Raw genomic sequence first — 22,310 nt, forward strand, 5'->3', positions numbered from 1 at the left:
GCGTCTCCGCCGCTTCCGCAGCGTCCCAAGCGCCTCAGCAGCGCCGGTGAAGGGGGTTCTAAGTATAACCGCATAAGTCCGCAAGCGGAAAATTCGATAAACTTGCAAAAAACCGCACGATTTAATTTTATAATTATAAAACAGTGATTTACCCGACACTCCCCCGCTAAAAATACGCCACAAGCATGTGAGGCAGCGCTGAATCCGACGTTTTCAACAGAGTTACCTACAGACTCGGCGCCGAGTCAGGCGGAATCGACTGGGCGAAACCGAGTCAGCAGTCCAGAAACTGGAATGCGTAACAGTATCAGGCTGACGATCAGAGACAGGTAGACCAGCGGCTCGATCTGAAATCCCTTGGCAAGCATGACGTAATGCAGCCCACCCAGAATCGCCGCTGGAAAGACAAGCCTCTGCAGGCTGCGCCACCGGGGCCCCAATTTGCGCACCGACAGATTGTTTGACGTCACCGCCAACGGGATCATCAGGACAAACGCTGCCATGCCGACCGTTATATAAGGGCGCTTCACAATATCCGACCAAATCTGACTGGGCAGCTGCACATCCAGCGCTAGCCACACCAAAAGATGCAGGCTGACATAGGCAAAGGTCAGAACGCCCAGCGCGCGTCGAAACTTTAACAGGTTCAGGCCAAGGAACCGCCGCAGCGGTGATATTGCAAGAACGGCAATCAATAGCTGAAGTGCCAGTTCACCGTATCTGTGTTCCAATGCCTCAATTGGATCCACGCCAAGACCGCCTATCAGACCCTGATAGAACAGCCAGGGGGCGGGAAGCGCCCCTAACAGGTAGACCAGCCAGACCGGAACACGGCGCAATATCTGATTTAGCCTCTGCATGGCCTTAGTAGAATTCCTTTAGATCCATACCTTCGTAAAGCCCGGCGACCTCTTCTTCGTAGCCGTTGAACATTAACGTCGGGATTCGTTTGGCAAAAAGACCGCCGCCAATCTGACGTTCCGAGGCCTGTGACCAGCGTGGGTGATCCACGTTCGGGTTCACATTACTGTAGAAACCATACTCGCGCGGAGCGGACATGTTCCAACTGGTGGGCGGCTCGACATCCGTAAGGGTGATGCGAACAATCGACTTGATGGACTTGAAGCCATATTTCCACGGAACGACCAGACGCAGCGGTGCACCATTCTGGTTGGGAATGGGTTTGTCATAGATGCCGGTCGCCATGATGGTCAGCGGGTGCATCGCCTCGTCCAGGCGCAAACCTTCCCGGTAAGGCCATTCGAGGATCGGAAATTGAACGCCCGGCATCTCATCGGGACGGTACGCAGTTTCAAAGGCCACGTATTTGGCGCCTTCCTGCACACCGGCCATATTCAGCAGATCGGCAAGTTCAAACCCGTTCCACGGAACCACCATCGACCAGGCCTCAACACACCGGAATCTGTAGATGCGCTCTTCAACCGTCATCTCGGACATGATGTCTTTGAAATCATAGTCACCCGGCTTATCGACCAAACCGTCAATTGCGACGCTCCAGGGTTCGGTCACCAGAGTATGCGCGTATTTCGCGGGATCGTCCTTGCGGGTCCCGAACTCATAAAAGTTATTGTACGAGGTGATCTCTTCCCAGGTGTTGGGTTCCAGAACTTCCTGCGCCGCTGCCGGTCTGGCCAGTCCCGCCAATCCGACACCCGCAAGGCCAGCCAGCACCTGCCGCCGGTTCAAGAACACCGCCTGTGGCGTGACGTCGGCATGTGTCAGTGTGTTGGTCCAGCGATGCGCCATTTAAGTCTCCTTGGTAAGCTAGCCTGAGATTCCAGTTAATCCGCTGATACCACACCGCCAAGGCAACATGCGTCACGATTGGGAGAAGAGACTGTAACGTTTCACGCCAAATCAAATCCAAATTACCTGTGACATCCACCGGGGGCCAATTGCGGCAATACCGTTGATACCTGTCACGCCAAGTTGATCGCATCCCGCCAATTCAAGCAGAACACCTGGGCCTTCAATCTTTACAACTGCTTCACGCAACTTGCAGTGTTCTTGTCAGGATCGGCCGACTGGCCCAAAGATCCGCTGTCCACCCGATTGTCGGGAAAGACTATAGGGAGAAGACGAATGTGTGACATCTGTGTGATGAACGCGGTCAAAGACCGTATGCTTTCTAGAAGAGGGTTCTTCAAAGCTGCCGCTGCCTCTGGTGTGGCTGTTGCCGCAACTGGCACCAGCGCATCGTTCGCCCTTGCCGCTGGTGAGGGTAAGGTCGAGGATATGACCCATACGATCAGTGCCGATTTCCCAACCTATTTTGGCGAACCAGGGTACGCGTCCGAACAGGTTTTCAATTTTGGCGAACACGGCTTTAACCTGCAGCGCCTGACAGTCAATGAACACACAGGCACACATATCGACGCGCCGCTGCACTTTTCAGCGGATGGTGCTTCGGTGGACGAAATCCCCGTGTCCGATCTTGTGGCACCGCTTTGCGTTGTCGACATTGCCGCCCGCGCAGCCGAGGATGTCGATACGCTGCTGACACCAGATGACCTGAAGGCATGGATGTCTGCCAACGGAGACATTCCGGATGGCTCTTGCGTAGCCCTGTATTCCGGGTGGGCCGCTAAAGCCGACAGCGACGAATACCGCGGATTTGACGGTCAGGCACAACATTACCCCGGTTTCCACCCCGAAGCCGCAATGATGCTGATCGAAGAAACCGGGGCGCGCTCGATCGCATCGGACACACTGTCCCTGGACCACGGCATATCCACCGACTTCGCCACCCATTATGCATGGCTGCCCACGGGCCGTTTCGGGATTGAGAACATCGCGGGACTGGATCGCGTACCGGCCGCTGGCGCAACGCTGGTGATCGGTGCACCGAAACATGCCGGTGGCACCGGCGGGCCTGCGCGCATTTTTGCGATGGTTTGACAAAGTGGCCCGCTTGCTTGGCGGGCCTTACCTTCAAAAGACTGGCGACTTTGACCGGGCAATCTGAACTCTGCCAATTGGCAGAGTATTCAGGCTATCTTGTCATACAAACAACCGAGGCGAGCTTTTCATGTTTTATGTTCCGCAAAGTGCCTTTCCTGAACTAAGCCGCACCGCTCTTGGGGTTTGCGCATTTTGCGCTTTGGTCAACCGCAACCCAACATATCGACGCGTATTCTATGACCCATTTGCCGAGCAGCTATTTCGCAACGGTTCTACCGAGGGACCCGAGGTCCTGGACCAAGCTACCGACTGGGATGCCGTACTAAAGTTCGCCGATGACCGTTCAGTGGCGCGCCGTCTCGTCGCGTCGGTCCTGTGGCGCAAGACATTCATGCAAAGCCGCGCGCTTACTGCAATCAAGAATGGTGCACGTCAGATCGTAGTACTTGGCGCAGGTCTTGATACGCTGGGTCTGCGGCTATCCAACAGTCACAGCCACATTCCGGTTTTCGAGGTCGACCGCCCCGAGACCATCGAAGCCAAGCGGTCTTTGGTCAGTTCAAATTTTGGCGTTCCACCAAACGTTCGATATACGGCGGTTGATTTCTCTCGTGAGACAACGCTCGATAAGTTGCAGTCGCTCGGTTACGACCATGAGCTGGGCACGGTCTTTATTGCTGAGGTTTCGTTGGAATATGTAGCACCGCCCGAAGTTGCAGACGTGTACGCGATGATCCGGTCAAATGGCGCCATGGAAACGCGTTTTCTGACGACATACGCGTCAACCGCCGCAGCATCGCAAGCGCAAAAGGAAGTCGACAGTATCGGAAATGCGGTGGCCGGAGTCGGCGAACCCTTTCGTTTCAACATCTCTCCCAGTGAGGTCAGCGCCTACGCGTCTGAACAAGGGTTTTCTGTGCTCGAGCACATATTTGGGCGCAGAGGGACTGAAAAATACTTGAGCGGATTAGGGCTGGGTCCAGAGACGATGGATTTCCCTATGGATTCTTTGGACGCCTCGTCTTTCTCACTTGTTCAACTGCGACCCACTTGAACAAGTTGCTTTTGACGTGACTTAAAAAAGAAGGCCCGCCGGTGTGGCGGGCCTTTGTTTGGTTTAATGCACCACGGCATCATCCGGGCGTGGCCGCTCTGAAGTACCCAGCCGGTCGCCGATAATCAGACCGTCTGAGCCTGCGGTCACAGGGACGGTCTCACCATCCTTGATCTCACCGGCAAGCAGAGCCTCGGCCAGCGGGTTTTGCAAGGCACGCTGGATAACGCGTTTTAGCGGGCGTGCACCGAAGACCGGGTCATAGCCTTCATCCGCCAACCACTCTCTGGCCCCATCGTCCAGTGCCAGCTCGATCTTGCGGGCGGACAGACGTTTCTGCAGACGAGCCATCTGGATGTCGACAATACCATCCATATCGGCCCGCTTGAGGCGATCAAAGATGATCGTTTCGTCCAGACGGTTCAGGAACTCAGGCCGGAAATGCGCCCGGACCGCGTCCATCACGTCACGCTTGGCCTGCGCACTGTCGGCACCTTCTGGCAACTGGCTGAGCGCCTGAGACCCAAGGTTCGACGTCAGGATGATCAGCGTCTGCTTGAAGTCCACGGTGCGGCCCTGACCGTCGGTCAGAACGCCGTCATCGAGAACCTGCAGCAGAACGTTGAACACATCCGGGTGCGCCTTTTCGACCTCGTCAAACAGCACGACCTGATAGGGTCTGCGCCGTACGGCTTCGGTCAGCACACCACCTTCGTCGTAACCAACATAGCCCGGAGGGGCACCGATCAGACGGGCAACGGCGTGTTTCTCCATGAACTCGGACATGTCGATGCGCACCATCGCATTGTCGTCGTCGAACAGGAAGTTCGCCACGGCCTTGGTCAGCTCGGTCTTACCAACGCCAGTCGGTCCAAGGAACAGGAACGAGCCCAGCGGCCGGTTCTCGTCATTCAGACCCGCACGCGCACGACGCACTGCGTTGGCCACGGCAGTCACCGCTGCATCCTGACCAATGACACGCGAATGCAGTTCATCTTCCATCCGCAGCAGCTTCTCGCGCTCACCTTCCAGCATTTTCGAGGTCGGAATACCGGTCCAGCGTTCGACCACCGAAGCGATCTGTTCCGGACGCACCGTTTCCTCCGCCATCATCTGGCTGCTTTCGGCGTTCTCAGCCTCGGTCAGCTTTTTCTCAAGTTCGGGAATGACGCCGTAAGACAGCTCACCCGCCTTGGCGAGATTGCCTTCACGCTTGGCGATTTCCAGATCAGCACGCGCTTTGTCGAGCTGTTCTTTCAGATCACGCGCGCCAGCCAGCTTGTCACGTTCAGCTTGCCATTGGGCGGTCATCTCGGCGGATTGTTCCTGCAGGTCGGCCAGATCCTTTTGCAAGGTTTCCAGACGATCCTTCGACGCCGCGTCATCCTCAAGCTTCAGCGCTTCTTCCTCGATCTGCATCTGCAGGATCTGACGATCCAGCTGATCGAGTTCTTCGGGCTTGGAATCCACCTCCATCCGCAAACGCGATGCGGCCTCATCGACAAGGTCGATGGCTTTGTCGGGCAGGAACCGGTCGGTGATATAGCGATGCGACAAGGTCGCGGCCGACACCAGCGCCGAGTCCGAGATACGCACGCCGTGGTGCAGCTCGTACTTTTCCTTGATGCCGCGCAGGATGCTGATCGTGTCCTCGACGGTCGGTTCTGCAACAACAACGGGCTGGAAGCGGCGGGCAAGGGCTGCATCTTTCTCCACGTATTTGCGATACTCATCCAAAGTGGTCGCGCCAATACAATGCAGCTCGCCCCGAGCAAGCGCAGGCTTGATCAGGTTGGCGGCATCCATTGCGCCGTCTGATTTACCGGCACCAACCAACGTGTGCATCTCGTCGATGAACAGGATGATCTCACCAGCGGCCTCGGTGACCTCGGTCAGAACGGCCTTGAGGCGCTCCTCGAACTCACCGCGGTATTTCGCACCGGCGATCAGTGCGCCCATGTCGAGCGCGAGCAGTTTCTTATCCTTCAGCGATTCCGGCACGTCTCCGTTCACGATGCGCAGGGCCATGCCCTCGGCAATCGCGGTTTTACCGACGCCGGGTTCACCGATCAGAACCGGGTTGTTTTTGGTGCGGCGCGACAGAACTTGCATCGAGCGGCGGATTTCTTCATCCCGTCCGATAATCGGGTCGATCTTGCCCTCAGCCGCAGCCTCGGTCAGGTCACGCGCGTATTTTTTGAGTGCGTCATAGCCCTCTTCCGCCGACGCGGTGTCAGCGGTACGGCCTTTACGGATGTCATTGATCGCTTCGTTCAGCTTTTGCGCAGATACGGCACCGGCTTCCAAAGCCTCTTTGGCTTTGGACTTCACCATGCACAGCGCCATCAGAACGCGTTCGACCGGTACAAAGCTGTCGCCTGCCTTGGTCGCAATTTTCTCGGCTTCTGCAAAAACCTTGGCGGTCTGGCCATCCATGTAAATCTGGCTCGCATCACCGCTGACTTTTGGAATCTTGGATAGCGCAGCATCCAGTGCCTCGACCACACGGGTCGGCGCGCCGCCCGCGCGTGTGATCAGGTTGCTGGCCAGCCCCTGATCGTCATCCATCAATGCTTTCAAAAGGTGTTCGGGCATCAATCGTTGGTGCCCCTCACGCAGCGCAATGGTCTGCGCTGCCTGCACGAATCCCCGTGCCCGCTCGGTGAACTTGTTTAAGTCCATGGTATTCTCCTTTTCCTAAGCGCCCTGAATGTGATGCGCCCGCTTGGCGGCACGCGTCGGTCTGGGCCTCACATTCAATCTGGGAAATATCTTTGCCCGTTCAAGAGGCTGGAGCGCAGATTCAGACTTATCGTCGGGGTACGGTGTAGACAGTGTATCCGCCCGTCTGCGCGACCTCGCGCGCAGGGTACATTTCCACCAAAGATTGTGCGGCGTCGCTGCCCGTCGGGCAGGAAACAAGGTCTGCTGCATCATCCAGAAAATTGACTGTAAAAGACGTCTCGCCGGTCAATTGGCAATCATCGTCGGTCGAACGATACCCCCCCACCAGGCGCAAATTGTCATTTGTCGGGGATTTGATGACCGTATCCGCGGCCTCATTTTCCAATGGCATATCCTGACATCCCATCAGGGCCAGAAGTATCCCAACACTAAATACCTGTTTCATAGTCCCCCCATCGAAAAACTCTTATGAATGATCGGCACCATATCACAGTCCGGCCAAAGCTGCGTGATCTCGATCACGCGCGCGCTGCATGGACACGGCCGCCCGAAACCGCTAGGACGCAGACGTTTGCCAAAAAGGAGCCCGCACCATGTCCGATGATCGCCTGATCGTAGCCCTAGATGTTCCCAATGCCCTTCAGGGTCTGGCAATGGCAGAACAGCTGGGCGACAGCGTTTCCTTTTACAAGATCGGGCTGGGGATGCTGACCGGTGGCGGGTTGGCTTTGGCCAATGAACTGAAACAGGACCACGGCAAGCGCATCTTTTTGGACATGAAGCTGTTCGATATCGGCAACACGGTGGAAAACGCCGTTCGTGGTCTGGCGCAGTTCGACCTGGATTTCCTAACGGTACATGGTGACCCGCATGTGGTGCGCGCCGCAAAAGAGGGGGCTGCGGGCAAAGACCTCAAGATTCTGGCGGTGACCATTCTGACTTCGCTCAACCGCGATGATCTGGATGCCAGCCTTTTGAAAGAGGGCGACGTTCAGGACCTTGTCGTCGAACGCGCCGCCAAAGCACTGGAGGCTGGAGCGGACGGCGTTATCGCAAGCCCGCAAGAGGCTGCCTTGATCCGTGCCCTGCCCCAGGCCGAGGGGCGTTTGATTGTAACTCCTGGCGTTCGCCCCACTGGCGCAGCATTAGGAGATCAGAAACGCGTCGCAACCCCCGCCAGCGCGATCGGAGACGGCGCAGATCATATCGTCGTCGGCCGTCCGATCTATCAATCTAAGAACCCAAAGGCGGCGGCCGAGGCGGTTTTGGACGAGTTAAAAACGTTGACACGCCACTGAACCCCTGCCGGAAAGTAAAGTAAAAACGCTTAACTGACGCGGTCAAATGATTGACCTAACGTCACTTTTCCAGCGATCCGCGCCAAATCGTCCCTGTGCCCCAAAACACACATGAAACATGCGAGTTTTCGTTGTGTGACCTCGATCCTATCTAAATCCCGGAATTTGCGCGATTCTAGGGGCGTGATACTCCCCGCGGACCACATCTTCCTGAGGTCCGTCACCTCCCCCCGCCAATTGCGGGGGGTCTTCTTCCAGAAGCATTACTTGTCAAAAACCGGCCTTGCCTCTGCTAGGTAATCGCGCAGGCGGAGTGCGAAATTCGGAACCGCAAGCGCATTCGCAAGGTATGATTCCGGCGACATCAAAAACCAACCCTGCCCTTCATCGCCAAACCTGATCAGATCGACATCGCCGGGTGGTCGGCGCGCTGCAAAGAACCAGTTTTGTCCATACTTGCGTGACCAGGCAAAATCGGCGTCACCAAGATGCAACCCAACTTCTTCCAGTGTTTCACGCTTCACGCATTGCAGCGGTGTCTCTGCCCCTTCGCGCCCGCCACCGGGAAAATCGAAATAGCCCGGGAACGGGATGTCCTTTTTATCGTCCCTTTGAATCACCAAAAGGTCTGATCCAAGAAACAGTGCGACCTTTGCCCCTGTGAACTGCATGAACGCTTTCTCTTTGTTTCCCGAACGGATAAATTTTAGCTAACCCGCCTGATATGACAAAGCGCATAAAACTGAGATGTGAACGTGATGCCCGCTTTATGCCGCGACTGCTATTCGATGCTGGAACAGGAAGCGCGATGCCCCACCTGCGGCAGTCCGCGGATTAAGACCCATCCCGAACTGTTCGACCTGTCCGTCGCCCATATGGATTGCGACGCGTTTTATGCCTCGGTTGAAAAGCGGGACAATCCCGAGTTGGCCGATAAGCCGGTAATCATCGGGGGCGGCAAACGTGGTGTTGTGTCAACTGCGTGCTATGTGGCCCGTATTCGTGGGGTCCGCTCTGCGATGCCGATGTTCAAAGCCTTGCAGCTGTGCCCGGATGCCGTTGTCATAAAGCCGCGGATGTCGGTCTACGCCGAGGTGTCACGACAGATCAGGGCCATGATGGACGAAATGACCCCCGTGATCGAACCTCTTTCACTGGACGAAGCTTTCATGGATCTGTCCGGCACGCAGCGCCTGCACGGCGCGCCGCCGGCGATCATGCTGGCGCGTCTGGTGAAACGAATGAAAGACGAACTGGGTGTCACGGGTTCGATCGGTCTGTCGCATAACAAGTTTTTGGCCAAGGTTGCCTCGGATTTGGACAAGCCGCGCGGGTTTTCAGTGATTGGCAAAGCTGAGACCGCCGAGTTTCTGTACGACAAACCAGTGCGCCTGATTTGGGGCATCGGCCCGGCGGCACAGGAATCGCTGGATCGCGCTGGTATCCGGTCATTCTCAGACCTGTTGCGCTGGGATCAAGAGGCACTGACTGCGCGGTTCGGCGCAATGGGATATCGGCTATGGCATCTGGCGCGCGGTCAGGACAAACGGCGCGTATCTTCGCATGAGCCAATGAAATCGATCAGCAATGAGACCACGTTTTTTGAGGATACCGCCAGCCTCGACATCCTTGACGGTCACCTGTGGCGCATGTCCGAGAAAGTTGCGGATCGCGCCAAAGCCAAAGGGCTGGCTGGACGGGTTGTGACGCTGAAACTCAAGCAATCAAACCACAAGATCATCACCAGGCGTGTCTCTTTGCGGGACGCCACACAAATCGCAGATCGAATCTACCGTACTGTGCGGGGGCTGTTCGATCAGGTCGGCGACAAAGGACCATACCGCCTTTTGGGGTGCGGGATATCCGATCTGTGTCCCGAAGATCAGGCAGATATCTCTGGCGATCTGTTGGACCCCGGCGCGGCAAAGCGGTCACAGGCCGAACGCGCTACGGATGAAATCCGGCGCAGGTTTGGGACCGACGCGATTGTCAAAGGCCGGGCTCTGCGCTGAGTTTACTCGGCAGCCAGACGCAGTGAATCACGGCCAATGTCCGAAATTTCCTGAATGACTTGCCGCAATAGGTCCTGAAATGCCTTAAAATTCTCACTCGGCGCTATTTTGACCTCGTCCATATAGAGAGAGCGGTCAATTTCAATCTGGATCGCGTGTTGATTGCGTCCGGGTCGACCGTAGGTCTGCGTCACGTATGCGCCAGCGAAGGGCGCATTGCGCGCGACAACAAGACCCGCCGAGGCAAAGGCGGATTCGATCCGGTCCACAATCCCGGCCGAGGCCGACGCGCCAAATCTGTCACCCAGCACGATCTGCGGACGCTGGGACTTGGACGTGCTGGCCATCGAAACCGCTTCATGGGGCATCGAGTGGCAGTCAATCAGAATCGCCTGACCAAATGCGCTATGCGATTCGGCCAGCAGAGACTTGAGGCGCGCATGATAAGGTCGCCAGCATGTGTCGATGCGCAGGCGCGCCTCGTCCATCGTCAGTTTTCCACGGTAGATTGCGCGCCCATTGGCAACGACCCTGGGAATCACGCCCAAGCCCGAGGCGACGCGTGGGTTGTGCCCGTGACGGCGCGCGCCCTGAATTAAGGCCGGGTCCAGCTCTTCTGCACTGCGGTTAAGGTCCAGATAAGCCCGTGGCTTTGTCGCCGATATCAGGGGCGCGCCGTACTCATTCGCTGCGGAAAACAACTGATCCACGAAAGCATCTTCGGATGACCGAATCACATTTTGGCTTAGCACCGTGCGTTTCAGCATCCCTTCTGGGTAGTTCCGGCCACTGTGCGGAGAAGAAAATACAACGCAAGACGTGCGCTTGGCGGGCATATCCAATACGTAAGCAGCGTTCTTCATGGTGACTCCTTGTTCGCATTGAACATAGACCGGAAAATAGTTCTACCAAACCCCTTGAACCCCTTTGCGACTCCTTTTATAGACCCCGCTACCGGCGCGGGGTTCCGCGCCCCATTTCGTTATGGGGCAGGAGAACGCAAAGGTTACGTGGGCGGTTAGCTCAGCGGTAGAGCACTTCGTTGACATCGAAGGGGTCACAAGTTCGATCCTTGTACCGCCCACCATCGTTTCACTGTTCCGGGTTTCCGGGGCACCCGCTAACCCAGGCGCTGGCCACGTCCTTGATGAAGGCGCCGCAGATTGGAGACAGACCCATGAAGGTCAAGAACTCGCTCCGCTCGCTCAAGAACCGGCACCGTGATTGCCGTGTTGTGCGTCGCAAAGGCCGCGTCTACGTGATCAACAAGACGCAGCGCAAGTTCAAAGCTCGCCAGGGCTAAGAACTGCACATACCGTTAAAGAAAAACCGCGCTTCTCAGCGCGGTTTTTTTGTTCGAACGATTGATGCAAAAAAAACGGAACGGTCAAAGGCAAACGCGTATATCAGTGGGCGAACAGATGGTCGGGTTCATTATCCGGGTCCGCCACAGGATCAAGAACGAGCGCCAGCCGTGTTTCACCCGTTCCCTCGATTGGTGGCGAACGATGCAAAAGCCCGGACTTTGGACTCTCAGGCCAGAGCGTTCCGCGCAACAGTATCGGCGCACCTGTTGGTACGGTGAAAACACGTTTCGGCTCGTTACCATCGTTCGAGACACCGTATTGCGTTCCAGTCCCTCGATAGGTGCAGACCAAACGCGACGTGACTGCGTCGATGTGAAACCTGCGGCAGGCATTTGTGGTAACCACATCCAAGCGCAGCCGAAGCCATTTTGATTCCATAAGACCAGCAAACAAGGTTGCCATCGCGGCAACATCATCCACCAATAGATCACGTTCCGGACCTTCGGGCGTACCATGCGCGTCGCTCAGCTCAACCATCGCGCTGCGCACTGTCTCGGGGCGCAGGATCATGCGCGCTTTGGGCAGGCGTGCGGGATCCAACCCGTTGATCCAGCTCTGAAAGCCGAGCAAGGGGTCGCGCCGCCAAATCGCTGCGGCGCAACCGGGGTTGTGAATGACCGACAAGTCCCCGGGCGTTTCTGCTATGCCGACACCTATTGCGGCATCTTTGACGACTTCACGCACCAAATTCATGCTGCAGCCTCTGCCCGACGCCAAACCGGGAATGGGTCGGGCAGATCGGGAAGATCTTCTAGGCGTCCCGCGGCTGCTGCCGGAACCAACGCCGAATCCAGCCGGGCTTTGAGCACGGGCCAATCTATTCCGCTGCCGATGAAAACGATCTCTTGCCGCCGGTCGCCCCAGGGCTCTTGCCAATGCGCTTGCATATAGGCCCGCGCGCTTTCGTGATCTGGTCTGCGTTCTTCGGGTACTGTCGCCCACCAGGTGCCCAGTGGCTGTACCGAGGACAGCGCACCGGCCAATGAGAATTCGGCAACCCAATCTGGGCGCGTCGCGATCCAGAAATGCCCCTTTGCACGGATGACGCCCGGCAGATCGCCATTCAGGATCGTCAGAATCTTCTCTGGCACAAAGGGTTGTCGCGCGCGGTATACATAGCTGGTGACGCCATACTCTTCAGTTTCGGGTACATGATCCGCGAAACCATACAGTTCTTTGGCCCACATCGGATGTTCATGCGCCTTTTCGAAATCGAACAGGCCGGTATCCAGGATTTCATCGGCTGACACGTCCGAGTGGTTCGTTTCGATAATCCTTGCGTCAGCGTTCAAGCTTCGAATGATTTTCCGCGCGGCGTCTACTCTTTCTGCTCCGGCATCGGCGATCTTGTTGAGAATAACCACGTCAGCAAATTCGATCTGATCGGTCAGCAGATGGACCAGCGTGCGTTCATCCTCTTCACCGAGCGTTTCGCCGCGATCGGCCAGAAAATCGTGGCTAGAGAAGTCTTCCAACAGGTTAACCGCATCGACCACCGTGACCAATGTGTCCAAGCGCGAGACATCCGACAGGCTTACGCCGGTCTCATCCCGGAAATCAAACGTCGCGGCGACAGGCAATGGCTCAGAAATCCCGGTGGATTCGATTAGCAGATAGTCAAAGCGACCTTCGCCAGCCAATCGCCGAACTTCGTCCAGCAGATCGTCGCGAAGGGTACAGCAGATGCAGCCATTTGACATCTCAACCAGCGTCTCATCCGTGCGGGACAGTTCAGTGTCGGCACGCACCAAGTCAGCGTCAATGTTCACTTCGGACATATCGTTGACGATCACGGCAACGCGACGACCGTCCCGGTTGTTCAGAACGCGGTTCAACAATGTCGTTTTGCCTGCGCCAAGAAATCCGGACAGAACAGTTACGGGAAGGCGGGTGTCGGTCATTGGGTGTCTACCTATTTGAAGGACTCAGGCGAAAAGGCGCATCGGTTTTGGCGAAACACCTCTGATACGGCGCACAGTTTATCGTTATGTTATTACATTAAGTCAAGTCGGCAATTGTAACGTATCAAGACTGCCTCGAATCTAGGAAAAGAAGGCAGCGACCATTTGCCCAAGTAATTCCGTCGGAATTTCTTGAAACTCCCTCAGAATCGTTTAATTGACAAATTCAGTCGGATTACGACCCGCCACAACTTTTAATGTTGGGAGATATGATGCTCAAATCCTCTACCTGTGTCGCCGCCGCCCTGACGGCCCTGATCGCCACTTCTGCTGCCGCCGAGGGTGAGCTGAACCTTTATTCCTCGCGCCATTATGACACCGATGAAAAACTGTACGGTGATTTCGAAGAGGCGACCGGCATCACCATCAACCGCATCGAAGGCAAGGCCGACGAGCTGATCGCACGGATGGAAGCCGAAGGTGCAAACTCGCCCGCGGATATTCTGCTGACTGTCGACACGTCGCGCCTGTCCCGGGCCAAGAATGCAGGAATTCTGCAACCGATCGAAAGCGCTGTTCTGGAAGAGCGCATCCCGAACAACCTTCAGGACAGCGACAACGAATGGTTCGGCTTTTCGCAGCGTGGCCGCATCATCTTCTTTGACAAGGAGAACGTCGCCAACCCGCCGGCAACATATGCCGATCTTGCCAAGCCCGAATACAAAGGGCAAATCTGCATTCGGTCCTCCGCCAACACCTATAACCAGACCCTTCTTGCGTCGATCATCACCCATGAAGGCCCTGAGGCAGCAAAGGCCTGGGCCGAAGGTATCGTGGCCAACATGGCCCGCGCACCGCAGGGCGGCGACACAGACCAGTTGCGGGGTATCGTCTCGGGTGAATGCGATATCGCGGTCTCAAACACCTATTACTTTGCCCGCGCAATCCGTAAGGACGTCAAAGGGGTGTCTGAAAACATCGACGCGATCGGTTGGGTTTTCCCGAACCAGGACAGCTATGGCGCGCATATGAACCTGTCAGGTGCCGGTGTCGCGGCCAACGCTCCAAACAAAGAGAACGCTATTCTCTTTCTAGAGTATCTGGCAAGCGACAGCGCCCAGCAGTATTTCTCGTCCGGGAATGACGAATTCCCCGCGGTTGAAGGCGCCGCACTTGCGGACTCTGTGAAGTCGCTGGGTGAGTTCAAAGCGGATGAGGTCGTCCTGTCCGACGTCGCCGAAAACCTGCCCGAAGCACAAAAAATCTTCAACGAAGTCGGCTGGAAGTAATCCTAGCGAAACCAGAGCAGTATGAAGGGCGTAGTGTTTTCTGCGCCCTTTTCATATGGCCCCGAGTTCAGAACCGTACCCCAAACCCGACCGAAAACCCCGAAAACGAGTCCGCAACAACTCCGTTCAGCATGACGCGCGCGCCCTCGACCGCAGGTAACCCGATCTTTGTGGTATCGACCTCAATTCCGAAACCAAGTGTGGCCAGCCAACTCGTCTCCAAAACCGCCGCACTGTCGCCGTGGTAGAGCACGACACCCCCGTCCAGAACCAGCTTTGACGGGCGTCCCAGCAGCTTGACGTTTTCCAGCGGATAGCGATAGCGCGAGAATAAGGTCGTCTGGTTCGAGTTCGCGCGTGCATCTCCTGCTTGTGGTTCATTTATCGGATGGAACTCCAGAAAAGTCTGGCGCAGCCTGTATTCGGCCTCCCAACGGCCGAATTGCGCCTCGCGAAAGAGGCTCAGAGAGGCCCCGAAACCATAGGCGTTCAGGTTGCCGTCCACCGCGCCAGCCCCGTTCGAGCGGGACGGAAACAGCGGAAAATTGGAAAACACCGCGTCCGTGGTGACGTGACCAAGGGAAAGATGCGCGGTTGGTCGGAGATACCAATCTTTGTTAATCGGAATCTCCCACCCGACACCAAGGGTCGCGGCGATGCTTGACCATTTTACATCCAACTCGGTATCAGTTCCGATCTCGGGGAAAATCACCACTGGGTTGTAGCTCTGGTAGGCAAGCTGACCTTCCAGATACAGGCCATTTTCCAACGGCTTGAACCCACCGCGCAGCTGCGTGGATCGCAAGTTTCTCGCGTCTCCGGATGCGCTTAGAAAAGATAGAGATGAAAGTGTTTCGTTCGGCGTGGCCGCGACGCTCAGCACCGCAAGAGCGGCCCGTGCGGCGGCTTCTGATGCGTCTGGATCAAGGTTTTGCGCATTGGCTTGCGGGGCGAAACTCCAGATCAAAAACGATGTGTACGCAACAAGTCTTTTCAATCGCAGGTTCGCCTGTCGGTTTTTTTCGACTGCCAAGCGCGTCTTTGTTGACGCGCTTGGCGTTTAACTGATCGTAGCCCAGTCTTTGTTTACGAAAAACCAAAACCACAATTTCTCAGTCACGAAATCTGAAGACTTGTATTTTGGAAACACTCGTTTGCGACGGCCTTTTCAGCAACCATCCGGAATGTGATTTAGTTTTTATCTCCGAAACGGGTTCAATCGCATCAGGAGGTTTGCCATGAAAAACCCGGATAGCTTTGAAAAATTCTACTTTGCCAAAGTTGGCATGGGCGAAGCCTGCGGGTGTGCCGAACGGATCATTGATGTGTTCGAATTCAACCGGCGAGGCGGCGCGCAATCAAAAAACGCATTAAAGACGGAGAAACGCAAACGTCGTTCATTCCGATCTTGGGCAATGAAATACGGGCTGCTAAGCCGCAAACCCCGGACCTGAGGTTTCTCTAACCACACCCTGCGCTGGCCTCCTGAGGCTTCGCTGAAACAACACAGGCTGTGTGAAACGATCCGGCAAATCCGGAAACAAACTTGCAATCGCCCCCCTGAGCGTAGTCACCTGAGACAGAACGGGGAGGAAATCGATGAAGCCATGGACTGTCGTGGTTTGTCTGTGCTGTGCGCTGGCGCTTGCTGCCTGCGCCCCTAAAACACGCAGCTACGAACGGACCGCTTCTTCGTCATTTGCCGCCCCGACGAACAGTTCCCTGTCGCGCGCGGCCAATCGGCTGGGCGATCCAAAGGACGGTCGGTCCGGGGTAAAGCTGATCAGTGATGGAGAACAAGCACTGGTTTCCAGGCTTCTGCTGGCGACTGCAGCCGAGCATACAATCGACGCGCAATATTACCTTTTGCACAACGACCCCACGGGCCATATTTTTGCGGCCAGCCTGTTACAGGCGGCAGACAGGGGCGTGCGCGTCCGGCTGCTTTTGGATGACATGGACACGTCCAGCTATGACGCAATGACCGCTGCGCTGGACTACCACGAGAATATCGAGATCCGCTTGTTCAATCCCTTTTGGCGGGATCAAAGCCTGCTGATTGCTGGACTGACAGACTTCAAGCGCATCAATCGCCGGATGCATAACAAGTCCATGACCGCAGACAACACCTTCACGATTGTCGGGGGCCGCAACATCGGCGCCGAGTATTTCCTGGCCCGCGAAGATATGAACTATGCCGACCTGGACGTGTTAGCGGCAGGCCCGGTCGTAAATGAGGTTTCCCAGAGCTTCGACGCCTATTGGAACAGCGAATTCGCCGTTCCTGCCCGCGCGGTTGTTGGACAGCCGGACACGTTTGATCTGAACGATGCACGGACAAGGCTGAGTGAGCTGGTAGAAGAGGCAAAAAAGACTCAGTACGGGGCGGCGCTCAGGAAATCTGCGAAAGAGAATTTTGCCGACGGTGCGCTGAGGCTGAATTGGGTTCCCGCACGGCTATACGCAGACCCGCCCTCAAAAGCTGCTGGCGATGATACGTCAGGCCCTATTCTTGCGTCTCAGTTGCTGCCGTATTTTGAGAACGCCAACACCGAGGTAAATATCGTTTCAGCCTATTTCGTGCCGCGCAACAATGGCGTCCGTTGGATGACAGAATTGGAAAATCGCGGTGTAGACGTCAAGGTCGTGACCAACTCGCTCGGTTCAAATGACGTGGTGCCAGTTTACGCACATTATGCCAAGAAACGCAGGGCACTGCTGCGTGGTGGGGTCGAACTTTATGAATTGCGACCAGACGCATATCAGGTTCAGCGTCGCGGAATAAATTGGGCACAATCCCGGTCCGGCCTGCATTCCAAAGCTTTTGCCATTGATGATCGGTATCTCTTTGTAGGCTCTTTCAATTGGGATCCACGTTCCGTGAATATCAATACCGAAATGGGCATTCTGATCGACTCGCCCGCGTTGGCTATTCAAACGATGGGCGCATTGGACGAAGCCCTGCCTGCCTACACATACCAGGTGACGTTGGAACGTGCCGGCCAGCTTAAATGGAAAACGCGAGGCGCGGACGGGGAAGTTCTGGAGTACGGATCCGAACCCACAGGATCGGTCTGGGATCACATCGTCTCTGGGTTCTTCGGGATTTTGCCTATCGGTTCGCAGCTTTAAGATCACAGGCGGGATCAATGCGATCCATCATTCTTGATTTGACCGCACCAAATAGCGGAAAGGAATTTCACTGTGAAGTATTACAAACTCTACACGGATGCCGCCGGCGAAAGCCATTGGGATGACATTGAAATCAAAGTCGAAGAGCGGAGTTTCGCCCCACCTGCGCAAGCCATTGAGGTATCCCAGCCAGAGCCGGTCAAGCAAACCCTGTTTCTGCGGCTTCGATCCGGTTGGAATGAACCGGTCCATCCGACCCCGGTGGTGCAAAGACTGGTGTGCCTCGCAGGCGCAATTCGCGTCACCGCGAGTGATGGAGACTTCCGCGATATCGGTCCCGGCGATGTGTGGGACATGCAAGACAAAATCGGAAAAGGCCACCACACCAGGGTCACAAGCGATCAGGACTTTGAGGCCGTAATCATTCAGTTCGAGTAACTTCGGTGATCCGGCGCGGTTTCAGGGTATACTGACCAAAAGGTTTCGCGCTGGCACCTGACCCGGCGCAAAGGGGGAGGGTCATGGAACAACGCCTCTCGGCTATTATGGCGGCCGACATGGTCGGATACTCGCGCTTGATGGAAGCGGACGAGTTGGGAGTGTTGGCGCGCCAAAAGAAGTACAGGCGCGAGTTGATTGATCCAGAGATTTCGCGTCGACGTGGAAGCATCGTCAAGACCACAGGCGATGGAATGCTGGCAACGTTTGAGTCCGTACAGGACGCAGTGCAATGCGCCGTCAAAATCCAGAAAGTGATGAACCTGAACGAAGCCGAATTGGATGACGACCAGAGAATTCGGTTTCGGGTCGGCATCAACCTTGGGGATGTGATCTTTGATGAAGGCGACATATTCGGCGACGGCGTAAACGTCGCGGCACGGTTGGAAGGCCTGGCTGAACCCGGGGGCGTTTGCGTTTCGGACATCGTGCATCAGGCCATTCAGGACAGAGTGGATACGCCATTCCGGGATATGGGCGGGCAAAGGGTAAAGAACATCTCTCGCCCTATTCGAGTTTGGCAGTGGTCGCCAAAAGCGGCACCGGTGCGAATAGCGCCGGAAGTTTCACTCCAGCAACGTGTGAAATTCTGCAAATCGGCGGATGGGACCAACCTTGCCTGGGCGTCTACAGGCAACGGCACGCCAGTGCTGAAGGCTCCAAACTGGCTCAATCACATTGAGTACGAATGGACCAGCCCGGTCTGGGGCGACTTCTTGTCCGAGATGTCCAAGCTTTGTCGGCTTGTTCGATTTGATCAGCGCGGCAACGGTCTTTCTGACTGGGACGTCGATGACATTTCCGAAGATCGCATGATTGATGACATGGTTGCAGTCGCCGATGCTGCCGGACTGGATTGTTTTGGCCTGTTTGGCGTCAGTCAGGGGGCCGCATTTTCGATCAGATTTGCCGCAAGACACCCCGATCGTGTGAAGTTTCTGGTTTTGCTGGGTGGCTATGTCCGCGGTCGCATGATGCGAGGCGACGCCGAGGCCGAACAATTCTACACAGCTTCACGCGCCATGGTTTCGGCCGGTTGGGGATCACCAAACCCTGTGTATCGCCATTTCTTCACATCCAGCTACATGCCTGATGCGACGCCGGAAGAAGGTGCCAGCTTTGACGAAATGCAGCGTATTTCAGCAAGTTCGGAAACGGCGTTGCGGATTATGGAAATGAATGCCTACGTAGATGCGCGGGCTGATGCGCAGCGCCTGACCGTTCCTACTTTGGTGCTGCACGCCAAGGGCGATATGGCTGCACCGGTAAGCGAAGGACGCGAAACGGCGCGGGAAATCCCAACTTCTGAATTCGTAGAACTGCCCGGTGCAAACCACTGCATGATACGTGGCCATCCTGGTTTCGACGAGTTCTTTCAGGAAATCGGGCCATTTCTAAATGAACAATCTGAATACTAAACACTCGGACCAAATACTAAAACACAGATACGTGACTTCAGGCATTTGTTGATCCGGTACTGCACTGGGGCACGCCACGCCGCACAGTCACGACCCTGATCCATCGCCTAAGAAGCCAAATATCCTTGAAGCAACTTGGGTCTTGACTTTAAAACTATCGTGTCTGATATTTCTGTCATGACAGAAATTAATGACATAGCGAAATCTAATGCTGCAAGCCAGTTCATTCTTTACTGGGGCGACATGGGCAATCAATGGGGTGTCAATCGCTCAGTCGCGCAGATTCACGCGCTGCTTTACCTCAGCTCCAAACCCCTAAACGCCGAACAGATCGCCGAGTCTTTGGGCATCGCGCGATCCAATGTGTCCAATTCGCTCAAAGAACTGGTGAGCTGGCGGCTCATTCGCCGTGTTCCTGTGCCCGGGGATCGGCGCGAGCATTATGAGGCCGAAGTGGATGTCTGGGAAATGGGGATCCGCATTGCTCAGGGCCGTAAGGAACGCGAGATTGATCCGGCGACACAAGCCCTGCGTGCCTGCGTAGCCCAAGCTGAAACCGAAAGCGAACTGGACCCAACTGCGCTGCGGCGGATGCAGGACATGCAAGATTTTCTGGCAACAGCCGACACGTGGTTCCGCGATATGCTTACGGTGCCTCGTCCAAAGCTGAAGATGTTGATGAAAATGGGAACCAAAGTTGTGTCTCTTCTCAGCTTCGCCGGAGGCAAAAAAAGCAGCTAAAAAAATTTAACCATTCATTTCTCTCATGACGGAAACAACAGAATGATCGTAAACAGCAAGAGTATAGCCCCGCCGGGTGCAAAGCCAACTCAACCCCAATTCGATGTTGCCGTCAGACCGGATGATCGGTTCAAAAACCTGCTGGGTGTCGCAGGTTGGACTCGCTTGCCCAAAGCAATCCAGCGCCGATTTAGCAAGCGTCTGCTGGGTGATGCCAGTCTTGCCTATCAGGGCCGCGTGACCCGGATGCGGATGAACCCTGTTGGGCGCGCACTTGCCTTTGCCTTACGTGTTATCGGGGCGCCGCTGCCATTTGATCGTACCTCTGTCGGGCGATCCGCCGTGGTCACCGTCACTGAAGATGCGGCAACGGGCGGGCAGTTCTGGATCCGGCAATACGGCCGGGCCGCTGGGTTTCCTCAGATGGTTGGCAGTTCCAAACGATTTGCCGGTCCCACCGGATTGGAAGAATACATCGGCTTCGGGATCGGTATCTCGCTGAGGCTGAAAAGTACAACGAACGGTCTCTACTTCCTCAGTGACCGGTATTTTCTGAAACTGGGGCAAAAACGGCTGCCTCTGCCGCGATGGGCGGGCCCTGGGGCGCTTGTGGTTGGACACGAAGAGCTTGGGGGTGGGCAGTTCCGGTTCACCCTGGAACTGGCGCATCCATTATTTGGTGAACTGATCCGGCAGGATGCAACTTTCCACGATGCCGAGATCATCGGAGGCGTTCGGTCATGAAGATCGTGATCATCGGAGGGTACGGTGTTTTCGGATCATTGACGGCCCGATTGCTGGCACGTGACGGGCACCAGCTTTGGCTGGCCGGACGACGCCCTGCACAGGGCCGCGCTCTGGCTCAAGACCTCGGGGCGCAGACGCTGAAGCTGGACATCGACAAAGCACCAGAGGCTGTCTTTAAGGTCGCACCAGACGTTGTCATCGACGCTGCAGGGCCTTTCCAAAACTATGGCGACGATCCTTACAGGGTCGCCAAACTCTGTATCGCCCATGGCTGCCACTATCTTGACCTGTCAGACAGCGCCAGTTTCACGAAAGGTATCGCGGCCTTGAACAACAAAGCAAAGGCCGCAGGTGTTTTCGTACTTTCTGGCGCATCCAGCGTGCCCGGCCTGTCTTCATGCGTCGTCGAAGACTTGATCCGCCCTCTGGATGAGATCCATCATATCGACATCGCAATCCTGCCGGGCAATCGGGCACCGCGAGGCATGTCTGTAATAAAGAGTATTTCCAGCGGGGTCGGGCGGCCATATCAGGTGTGGCGTGACGGCGTCTGGCAAACAACGACCGGATGGACCGATCGCAGGATGTATGAGCTGGAGCCTGGTATGCAGCGTGCAGGTTATAGCGTCGAAGTTCCTGACATCGCGCTGCTTCCGGAAAAGACTGGCGCAAGAAGTGTAATGTTTCGGGCGGGCCTGGAGCTTCCGTTGATGAATTGGGCCTTAAGCCTGCTGGCCAAAATAAGGCAGCATCGGCATTTCGAATTACCCGACATTGCGTACTCTGCGCTCTATATCCTCTCAAAGGCGCTTTACCCGTTCGGGAGTGACCGAGGCGGTATGCAGGTGACAGTTTCGGGAAAGCGCGGCGGGCGTAATCTGACCCGAAAATGGAGGCTGATCGCGGAAGAAGGGCATGGTCCATTTGTGCCCGGGATCATGTGTCGCGCGATCCTACGAGAGCACGAAACCATAAATGCGGGTGCGCGACCTTGCCTGGCAGAGCTAACAAGACCCAAGGTCGAAAGCGCAATGACCGATCTGGAAGTCCACACCGACATCGTCGACCTGTTTGATCAGCGCAATCCTGACCCAAAAGGCGAAATGCGAAGGGGTAAGTGCTCGGGAAATTCGGGCCGGCAGAACTTAAACCCAGCATCCTATTGAAAGCGCCGAATCTGGAAATGTGAACTGTGCCGCGTAACGGTCTTGCTTATCTTTTTTACGGCTACAAACACGGCTGTATC

Annotated in this window: 22 protein-coding genes and 1 tRNA gene; 14 read left to right on the forward strand and 9 right to left on the reverse strand. The window is 56.0% G+C overall.

Features of this window, described 5'->3' with window-relative positions; translation table 11 throughout:
- Positions 1-245: 245 nt before the first annotated feature.
- On the reverse strand, positions 246-860 hold the full coding sequence (msrQ, locus tag GOW92_RS21630) for a protein-methionine-sulfoxide reductase heme-binding subunit MsrQ (RefSeq protein WP_170564832.1): 615 nt from the start codon (positions 858-860) through the stop codon (positions 246-248).
- Positions 861-864: 4 nt separating this feature from the next.
- The gene (gene msrP / locus GOW92_RS21635; RefSeq protein WP_170564835.1) at positions 865-1,767 is read right to left on the reverse strand and encodes a protein-methionine-sulfoxide reductase catalytic subunit MsrP; all 903 of its coding nucleotides are present in this window, start codon (positions 1,765-1,767) and stop codon (positions 865-867) included.
- A gap of 336 nt (positions 1,768-2,103) precedes the next feature.
- Between msrP and GOW92_RS21640 the strand changes: the two genes are divergently transcribed.
- Positions 2,104-2,919, forward strand: coding sequence for a cyclase family protein (locus GOW92_RS21640; protein ID WP_170564839.1), 816 nt, complete (start codon positions 2,104-2,106; stop codon positions 2,917-2,919).
- A gap of 130 nt (positions 2,920-3,049) precedes the next feature.
- Complete coding sequence (locus GOW92_RS21645; protein WP_170564842.1) at positions 3,050-3,976, forward strand: class I SAM-dependent methyltransferase; 927 nt, start codon at positions 3,050-3,052, stop codon at positions 3,974-3,976.
- A 63-nt stretch (positions 3,977-4,039) separates the two neighbouring features.
- Here GOW92_RS21645 and clpB read toward each other — a convergent pair whose 3' ends face one another.
- Both clpB and GOW92_RS21655 read right to left on the reverse strand, forming a co-directional pair.
- The gene (clpB, locus tag GOW92_RS21650; RefSeq protein ID WP_170564845.1) at positions 4,040-6,658 is read right to left on the reverse strand and encodes an ATP-dependent chaperone ClpB; all 2,619 of its coding nucleotides are present in this window, start codon (positions 6,656-6,658) and stop codon (positions 4,040-4,042) included.
- A gap of 127 nt (positions 6,659-6,785) precedes the next feature.
- The gene (locus GOW92_RS21655) at positions 6,786-7,106 is read right to left on the reverse strand and encodes a hypothetical protein (protein WP_170564848.1); all 321 of its coding nucleotides are present in this window, start codon (positions 7,104-7,106) and stop codon (positions 6,786-6,788) included.
- A 148-nt stretch (positions 7,107-7,254) separates the two neighbouring features.
- Here GOW92_RS21655 and pyrF point away from each other — a divergent pair, with 148 nt between their 5' ends.
- Positions 7,255-7,959: an orotidine-5'-phosphate decarboxylase gene (gene pyrF / locus GOW92_RS21660; RefSeq protein ID WP_170564851.1), complete on the forward strand. Its 705-nt coding sequence runs from the start codon at positions 7,255-7,257 to the stop codon at positions 7,957-7,959.
- 263 nt (positions 7,960-8,222) lie between these two features.
- On the opposite strand, the gene GOW92_RS21665 is transcribed toward pyrF, so the two are convergent.
- A complete protein-coding gene (locus GOW92_RS21665) occupies positions 8,223-8,630 on the reverse strand; it encodes an NUDIX domain-containing protein (RefSeq protein ID WP_170564854.1) in 408 nt (135 codons plus the stop codon).
- 87 nt (positions 8,631-8,717) lie between these two features.
- Between GOW92_RS21665 and GOW92_RS21670 the strand changes: the two genes are divergently transcribed.
- On the forward strand, positions 8,718-9,971 hold the full coding sequence (locus GOW92_RS21670; protein WP_170564857.1) for a DNA polymerase IV: 1,254 nt from the start codon (positions 8,718-8,720) through the stop codon (positions 9,969-9,971).
- A gap of 2 nt (positions 9,972-9,973) precedes the next feature.
- Here the strand turns inward: GOW92_RS21670 and GOW92_RS21675 are convergent, their stop codons facing one another.
- Positions 9,974-10,834: an N-formylglutamate amidohydrolase gene (locus GOW92_RS21675; RefSeq protein WP_170564860.1), complete on the reverse strand. Its 861-nt coding sequence runs from the start codon at positions 10,832-10,834 to the stop codon at positions 9,974-9,976.
- 149 nt (positions 10,835-10,983) lie between these two features.
- Between GOW92_RS21675 and GOW92_RS21680 the strand changes: the two genes are divergently transcribed.
- Together GOW92_RS21680 and ykgO are read left to right on the forward strand one after the other, a co-directional pair.
- Positions 10,984-11,058, forward strand: a tRNA-Val gene (locus GOW92_RS21680).
- A 90-nt stretch (positions 11,059-11,148) separates the two neighbouring features.
- Positions 11,149-11,274, forward strand: coding sequence for a type B 50S ribosomal protein L36 (gene ykgO / locus GOW92_RS21685; protein WP_005648635.1), 126 nt, complete (start codon positions 11,149-11,151; stop codon positions 11,272-11,274).
- A 103-nt stretch (positions 11,275-11,377) separates the two neighbouring features.
- Here the strand turns inward: ykgO and GOW92_RS21690 are convergent, their stop codons facing one another.
- Both GOW92_RS21690 and GOW92_RS21695 read right to left on the reverse strand, forming a co-directional pair.
- Positions 11,378-12,031 carry a DUF1826 domain-containing protein gene (locus tag GOW92_RS21690; RefSeq protein WP_170564863.1) on the reverse strand — a complete coding sequence of 218 codons (654 nt, stop codon included), beginning with the start codon at positions 12,029-12,031 and terminating at the stop codon, positions 11,378-11,380.
- Complete coding sequence (locus GOW92_RS21695) at positions 12,028-13,239, reverse strand: GTP-binding protein (RefSeq protein WP_170564867.1); 1,212 nt, start codon at positions 13,237-13,239, stop codon at positions 12,028-12,030. Before GOW92_RS21695 ends, GOW92_RS21690 begins: the two co-directional genes overlap by 4 nt.
- Before the next feature lie 272 nt (positions 13,240-13,511).
- Here GOW92_RS21695 and GOW92_RS21700 point away from each other — a divergent pair, with 272 nt between their 5' ends.
- Positions 13,512-14,528 carry a Fe(3+) ABC transporter substrate-binding protein gene (locus GOW92_RS21700; RefSeq protein WP_170564870.1) on the forward strand — a complete coding sequence of 339 codons (1,017 nt, stop codon included), beginning with the start codon at positions 13,512-13,514 and terminating at the stop codon, positions 14,526-14,528.
- Positions 14,529-14,595: 67 nt separating this feature from the next.
- Here the strand turns inward: GOW92_RS21700 and GOW92_RS21705 are convergent, their stop codons facing one another.
- Positions 14,596-15,525 (reverse strand): autotransporter domain-containing protein, encoded by a 930-nt coding sequence (locus GOW92_RS21705; protein WP_170564873.1) that lies wholly within the window; start codon positions 15,523-15,525, stop codon positions 14,596-14,598.
- Between the two features lie 241 nt (positions 15,526-15,766).
- Here GOW92_RS21705 and GOW92_RS21710 point away from each other — a divergent pair, with 241 nt between their 5' ends.
- From GOW92_RS21710 to GOW92_RS21740, 7 genes are all read left to right on the forward strand, one after another.
- The gene (locus GOW92_RS21710) at positions 15,767-15,982 is read left to right on the forward strand and encodes a hypothetical protein (RefSeq protein ID WP_170564876.1); all 216 of its coding nucleotides are present in this window, start codon (positions 15,767-15,769) and stop codon (positions 15,980-15,982) included.
- A gap of 145 nt (positions 15,983-16,127) precedes the next feature.
- Positions 16,128-17,660, forward strand: a complete 1,533-nt coding sequence (locus GOW92_RS21715) for a phospholipase D family protein (RefSeq protein WP_170564878.1) — start codon at positions 16,128-16,130, stop codon at positions 17,658-17,660.
- A gap of 72 nt (positions 17,661-17,732) precedes the next feature.
- Positions 17,733-18,098, forward strand: coding sequence for a cupin (locus GOW92_RS21720; RefSeq protein ID WP_170564881.1), 366 nt, complete (start codon positions 17,733-17,735; stop codon positions 18,096-18,098).
- Between the two features lie 83 nt (positions 18,099-18,181).
- On the forward strand, positions 18,182-19,576 hold the full coding sequence (locus GOW92_RS21725; RefSeq protein WP_170564884.1) for an alpha/beta fold hydrolase: 1,395 nt from the start codon (positions 18,182-18,184) through the stop codon (positions 19,574-19,576).
- A 177-nt stretch (positions 19,577-19,753) separates the two neighbouring features.
- The gene (locus tag GOW92_RS21730; protein ID WP_170564887.1) at positions 19,754-20,317 is read left to right on the forward strand and encodes a GbsR/MarR family transcriptional regulator; all 564 of its coding nucleotides are present in this window, start codon (positions 19,754-19,756) and stop codon (positions 20,315-20,317) included.
- Between the two features lie 42 nt (positions 20,318-20,359).
- A complete protein-coding gene (locus GOW92_RS21735) occupies positions 20,360-21,061 on the forward strand; it encodes a DUF4166 domain-containing protein (RefSeq protein ID WP_170564890.1) in 702 nt (233 codons plus the stop codon).
- Positions 21,058-22,230 (forward strand): saccharopine dehydrogenase family protein, encoded by a 1,173-nt coding sequence (locus GOW92_RS21740; RefSeq protein ID WP_170564893.1) that lies wholly within the window; start codon positions 21,058-21,060, stop codon positions 22,228-22,230. Before GOW92_RS21735 ends, GOW92_RS21740 begins: the two co-directional genes overlap by 4 nt.
- The last annotated feature ends 80 nt before the right edge of the window (positions 22,231-22,310 follow it).

It is taken from the genome of Ruegeria atlantica, from assembly GCF_013032505.1.
Taxonomy (GTDB): Bacteria; Pseudomonadota; Alphaproteobacteria; order Rhodobacterales; family Rhodobacteraceae; genus Ruegeria; species Ruegeria atlantica_F.

What these genes read in the sequence shown, in the direction of transcription:
- GOW92_RS21670 (WP_170564857.1), top strand. Translation starts at nt 8,718, where the DNA reads ATGCCCGCTTTATGCCGCGACTGCTATTCGATGCTGGAACAGGAAGCG.
- pyrF (WP_170564851.1), top strand. Translation starts at nt 7,255, where the DNA reads ATGTCCGATGATCGCCTGATCGTAGCCCTAGATGTTCCCAATGCCCTT.
- GOW92_RS21695 (WP_170564867.1), bottom strand. Translation starts at nt 13,239, where the DNA reads ATGACCGACACCCGCCTTCCCGTAACTGTTCTGTCCGGATTTCTTGGC.
- GOW92_RS21645 (WP_170564842.1), top strand. Translation starts at nt 3,050, where the DNA reads ATGTTTTATGTTCCGCAAAGTGCCTTTCCTGAACTAAGCCGCACCGCT.
- clpB (WP_170564845.1), bottom strand. Translation starts at nt 6,658, where the DNA reads ATGGACTTAAACAAGTTCACCGAGCGGGCACGGGGATTCGTGCAGGCA.
- GOW92_RS21710 (WP_170564876.1), top strand. Translation starts at nt 15,767, where the DNA reads ATGAAAAACCCGGATAGCTTTGAAAAATTCTACTTTGCCAAAGTTGGC.
- GOW92_RS21690 (WP_170564863.1), bottom strand. Translation starts at nt 12,031, where the DNA reads ATGAATTTGGTGCGTGAAGTCGTCAAAGATGCCGCAATAGGTGTCGGC.
- msrQ (WP_170564832.1), bottom strand. Translation starts at nt 860, where the DNA reads ATGCAGAGGCTAAATCAGATATTGCGCCGTGTTCCGGTCTGGCTGGTC.
- GOW92_RS21740 (WP_170564893.1), top strand. Translation starts at nt 21,058, where the DNA reads ATGAAGATCGTGATCATCGGAGGGTACGGTGTTTTCGGATCATTGACG.
- ykgO (WP_005648635.1), top strand. Translation starts at nt 11,149, where the DNA reads ATGAAGGTCAAGAACTCGCTCCGCTCGCTCAAGAACCGGCACCGTGAT.
- GOW92_RS21730 (WP_170564887.1), top strand. Translation starts at nt 19,754, where the DNA reads ATGACAGAAATTAATGACATAGCGAAATCTAATGCTGCAAGCCAGTTC.
- GOW92_RS21675 (WP_170564860.1), bottom strand. Translation starts at nt 10,834, where the DNA reads ATGAAGAACGCTGCTTACGTATTGGATATGCCCGCCAAGCGCACGTCT.
- GOW92_RS21735 (WP_170564890.1), top strand. Translation starts at nt 20,360, where the DNA reads ATGATCGTAAACAGCAAGAGTATAGCCCCGCCGGGTGCAAAGCCAACT.
- GOW92_RS21655 (WP_170564848.1), bottom strand. Translation starts at nt 7,106, where the DNA reads ATGAAACAGGTATTTAGTGTTGGGATACTTCTGGCCCTGATGGGATGT.
- GOW92_RS21640 (WP_170564839.1), top strand. Translation starts at nt 2,104, where the DNA reads ATGTGTGACATCTGTGTGATGAACGCGGTCAAAGACCGTATGCTTTCT.
- msrP (WP_170564835.1), bottom strand. Translation starts at nt 1,767, where the DNA reads ATGGCGCATCGCTGGACCAACACACTGACACATGCCGACGTCACGCCA.
- GOW92_RS21665 (WP_170564854.1), bottom strand. Translation starts at nt 8,630, where the DNA reads ATGCAGTTCACAGGGGCAAAGGTCGCACTGTTTCTTGGATCAGACCTT.
- GOW92_RS21700 (WP_170564870.1), top strand. Translation starts at nt 13,512, where the DNA reads ATGCTCAAATCCTCTACCTGTGTCGCCGCCGCCCTGACGGCCCTGATC.
- GOW92_RS21725 (WP_170564884.1), top strand. Translation starts at nt 18,182, where the DNA reads ATGGAACAACGCCTCTCGGCTATTATGGCGGCCGACATGGTCGGATAC.
- GOW92_RS21715 (WP_170564878.1), top strand. Translation starts at nt 16,128, where the DNA reads ATGAAGCCATGGACTGTCGTGGTTTGTCTGTGCTGTGCGCTGGCGCTT.